This is a genomic window from Cognatazoarcus halotolerans, assembly GCF_009800965.1.
GTDB classification, from domain to species: Bacteria; Pseudomonadota; Gammaproteobacteria; order Burkholderiales; family Rhodocyclaceae; genus Cognatazoarcus; species Cognatazoarcus halotolerans.
Genome location: NZ_WUAF01000075.1, coordinates 1 through 369 on the forward strand (window position 1 = coordinate 1; position 369 = coordinate 369).

1 pseudogene is annotated in these 369 nt (G+C 71.0%); it reads right to left on the bottom strand.

Going from position 1 to position 369, the window contains the following annotated elements:
• Positions 1–369, bottom strand: a pseudogene (locus tag GQB03_RS22725) (indolepyruvate ferredoxin oxidoreductase family protein); the annotation flags it as partial.

Below are 369 nucleotides of genomic sequence, written 5' to 3' on the forward strand. Positions count from 1 at the left end.
CCTCCGCCGAGGCCGGCGCCGGGTTCGGGGTGATGGTCAGGAAGGACGGGCAGAAGCCCTTCACGCAGGAGTAGTCCTTGTTGCACGAGGACTCGTGGATGCGCGTCTTGCGCCCGAACTCGGTCTGGACCGGCTCGACGCTCATGCAGTTGGACTTCTCGCCGCAGTCGCCGCAGCCCTCGCACACCCGCTCGTTGATCACCACCACCTCCTGCGGCTCCTCGGCCTTGCCGCGGCTCCTGGCGCGGCGCAGCTCGGCGGCGCACTCCTGGTCGTGCAGCAGCACCGTGGTGCCGGGCGTGGCGGCGAGCTCCTTCTGCGCCTCGTCGAGGCGGTCGCGGTGCCACACCTCGGTGTGCCCGTCCAGGC